3 protein-coding genes are annotated in these 3712 nt (G+C 30.3%); all 3 read right to left on the minus strand.

Annotation, left to right across the window (positions count from 1 at the left end):
- Positions 1 to 497: 497 nt before the first annotated feature.
- Genes GXZ93_00415 through GXZ93_00425 form a run of 3 tightly spaced genes read right to left on the minus strand, consistent with a single transcriptional unit; the run spans position 498 to position 3644 of the window.
- Positions 498 to 1904, minus strand: a complete 1407-nt coding sequence (locus GXZ93_00415) for an NAD(P)-binding protein (protein HHT78258.1) — start codon at positions 1902 to 1904, stop codon at positions 498 to 500.
- A gap of 49 nt (positions 1905 to 1953) precedes the next feature.
- Entirely contained in the window at positions 1954 to 3075 is a 1122-nt protein-coding gene (locus tag GXZ93_00420; protein HHT78259.1) for a DegT/DnrJ/EryC1/StrS family aminotransferase, read from the minus strand.
- A 47-nt stretch (positions 3076 to 3122) separates the two neighbouring features.
- Positions 3123 to 3644: a GNAT family N-acetyltransferase gene (locus GXZ93_00425; GenBank protein HHT78260.1), complete on the minus strand. Its 522-nt coding sequence runs from the start codon at positions 3642 to 3644 to the stop codon at positions 3123 to 3125.
- Positions 3645 to 3712: the final 68 nt, after the last annotated feature.

Consider the following 3712-nt stretch of genomic DNA (forward strand, 5'->3'; position numbering starts at 1 on the left):
AGAACATTAAAAAATAATAGTATAAATATAGCTGACAAGATGTCAGGAGTTGTTTCTTTAAAGATAAAATATAGAAGTATTGGTATGGAAAAGATATATATAAAAATTTTTCCCAAGTGATTAATAGAAAATAACTTACATGTTTTTGTTAAAATTAAAAGAGTTATCAGACCACAAATAATATTAATAATTTTATATGCTAATAATGGTTCCATTTTTAACCAAATAAACGGTACCAGGACTATACTAATAAGCGGACTTCTGTAGCCATTGATTGCGTCAAAAAATAAACCCTTTGAATATTTGGCAGCAATAGAAATATCATAAATTGCATCAGGATTTATTTGATATCTGTAATGGTTTAAAAAAAATAAGCTTAGGAGAATAAAAATAAATATTGAAAAAACTAATAATATAATTTCTTTTTTTGCATATATAAAATATTTTAGCTTATCCATTGTTTTTACTTATTTAAAAAAAATAAAATTACATAAAAATTAGTATTTTATAATACATTTATCCATTATTTTCTCTGCAGCATCAAATCCCATCTGAATAGCTATATGACCATTTATATACTGAAACAAACCCTGTCTTCCAGCCGTATCCATATTCTTTATATCATTAATAAAATTCATTATTATTTCCAGATTATTTTCAAACCCCAGTTTATATACAGGATATCCATATCTATAACGGTAAACATGGGTTTCCAGTATATCCTTTTCCTTTATTATCTTTTCTCTTTCAAGATCACTTATAGCTTTTTTTATACAATAATCATCATCTTCCCACCATCTGTCAGAACCGCTGCTGCTAATTTCACAAACTATTATAGTCGTATTAGGAGATACAGTATCATGCCCGAAATATGATGAATCATATATTCTGTTAAAACTATGCTCCCTGAAATACATAAAAGATACCGGCAGAACCTTTTCTTTTTTAACAAGAATACCTACAAAAACAAGAGCTCTGTACTCAAGCTCTTCCGAAGCTTTTTTGATATCCTGAGGAACTTCCGGATTTATCATATTTATCAGTTCAGTTACAGGCAATGTATTTATTACAGCATCACAATAAAACTCTTTTTTTGAACCAGTTTTTTCATTTTTATTGTTTTCGGTATAAAATATTTTATCAACAGAATTATCATTTAAAATAATCTTATTTACTTCACTGTTTAAATGAATAGTACCGCCATTCTTGAGATATTCATCTATTAATTTTTCATTTATTCCTCTGTACCCCATTTTTGTTGTAAAAAGTCTGCCATCAACATTCTCAACAAAATCTTTTACCTTTTTTTTGCTAAAGCGAGTTCGGATTGGAGATATAAGCTTGTTTAAAAAGATTGAGGCAGATATTTTCGGTATTCGTTCCCGTGCAAACCTTGGTGAAAACTTATCAGGATACATTCCCCATACTCTGTAAATATAATCCTTAAAAAAAAGCTTATATAATGTTTTGCCATAGAAGTTGAGTAATAATGTCTCAGAACTAGGATCTTTATCTTTTTTAAAAATACTCCTAATGTTAGCTCTAATCAGTTCCAAAACAGCTTTTATTACCAGTGACTTCGGCATTTTCTTAAATACTTCAAATACTGAAAGGGGATATTTAAAATAATCATTCATGAATTTTATAAGGATTGTTCTTTCAAAGTCTATCAGGTCATCTCCTACAGCCATCCTTATTTCATTGACAATATTGGGATTGTTGGAATGAAAAAAATGAGGGCCATATTCATAAATATTCCGGTTGATGATTTTTCCGCCGACAAGTCCTCCCATCTGATTTTCTTTCTCAAAGATATGGGGTTCAAAACCATTTCTGGAAAGATAAATTCCGGCAGCCAGACCGGTAAGCCCTCCACCCAATATTGCTACTATTTTTTTATCCAAAACATTCCTTCCGGAAAAATTAAAACAAAAAGCAGTATCTTTTTTGCTGTTATAGTTTGTTTATATTACCAAATTCTTTTATTTTTGTAATAATATATTCCACATCTTCTAATGTCATATTTGGATGAAGAGGGATATTCAAACCTATCTCGTTTAATATTTCTGAATTTTTTAATCTTATATGAGTTGAATTATAAATTGGAATGAGATGCAAAGGCTGATATCTCAGGGTTGTATAAATGCCATTATCGTACAGGTACTTGGCCAACTCATCCCTCTTATCATTTTTTAGCTTTATAAAATATGTAAAATAAGAATGCTGCTCATCAGAGGCAGGTTCCTCGGGAGTTTCAATCCAGCCTATATCCTTAAATTCATTCTGATAAATATCCCATATCTGTTTTCTGAATATCTGGTGTTCTTCAAGTTTTTTTAGCTGGGCAAGACCGATTGAAGCGCTTATATCGTCGGGGATCATCTTGTAGCAAAAATCTATTACATCATATTCCCACCATCTGTTTTTAGAAGAAGTAGAAGCTTCAAATCCTGATTTTGCAATACCACAATATCTGAGTACTCTTGCTTTTTTTACTAAATCTTCATGAACAGAAGTAATCCCTCCTGCTTCACCTATTGCAAGATTTTTTACAGCATCAAAGCTATAAATACCTACATCTCCCAAAGCACCGCAATATGTACCTCCAATTTTTGAATCTATGGCATGAGCCGCGTCCTCAACAATAGGCAGCCCTATCTGTTTTATTTCTTCAACCCTTACAGGTTTACCAGCATAATGTACAACCATGACAGCCTTTGTGTTTTTGGTTATCATCGGCTCTATGGTTTTTAAGCTTACATTTTGTGTATCAATTTCAACATCACAGAAAACCGGTTTTAGACCAGCCAGGACAACTGCAGTTGCACATGAAATCCATGTAAATGCCGGTAATACAACTTCTGAACCTTTTGGAAGATTTAATAACTTCAATGCCAGGTAAAGACTGTTTGAACCGCTGTCAAGAAGGACAAAATCTATAAGATTAAGTCTTTCTTTAAGTTTTTCCTCCAGCAGTTTTGTTTTGGGACCTATTCCCATCCACTGGGCTTCTATACTTGTTTTAATTTCTTCTAATTCTTCTTTACCGACCTTGGAACCAAAAACTGAAATCATAATCGCACCTCTTAATTTGCTGCAAGAAAATATAATATTTTATAAAATTAATATGCTGTAAATTTATAATCTATTTTTTTAAAATGACTATAATCAAGCCTAAATAGCACAAAATCATTCATACTATCTATTTCAATAAAATTATTTTTCAAATACCATTTAATGGCAGGATTTGTTTTCAAAACTTTTACGGTAATTTCTTTGCCGAAGTGGTCAATCATATAGCTGCACATAACTGAATTGGCTATGCTCATAAGTCCTTTTCCTACAAAACTTTTATCACCCAATATAACATTATATATATCCATTGCTTCATCTAGCTCCCTAAAAGCAGTGCATCCTATATCATTGTTCATATAAGATATCATAAAAACAAAATCATTTTGTCTTTTTTGATACTCTGTAAACCATTTTAATTGCTCTTCAGGATTTATTATTTCTTTATAAAAAAATGAAGCTCTATGGGCATTTTTCCACACTCTTATTTTTTCAATATCTTTCTGTGCAATAGTTCTCAGAGTTAGATTATTTTCCTGATTGATTAGTTTAAATTGATTCTTTTTATTCAATTTATTTTAATTTTTTAAATAAATTTTTTAATTTTAAGATTAAAATATCAAAAACTATTAGAATTGAT

The sequence above is a fragment of the Actinomycetota bacterium genome (genome assembly GCA_012837825.1).
Lineage (GTDB): Bacteria > Actinomycetota > Humimicrobiia > Humimicrobiales > Humimicrobiaceae > Humimicrobium.

Bases quoted from the DNA above. Each gene is read 5' to 3' on its own strand.
- GXZ93_00420 (HHT78259.1), bottom strand. From the start codon at position 3,075: ATGATTTCAGTTTTTGGTTCCAAGGTCGGTAAAGAAGAATTAGAAGAA.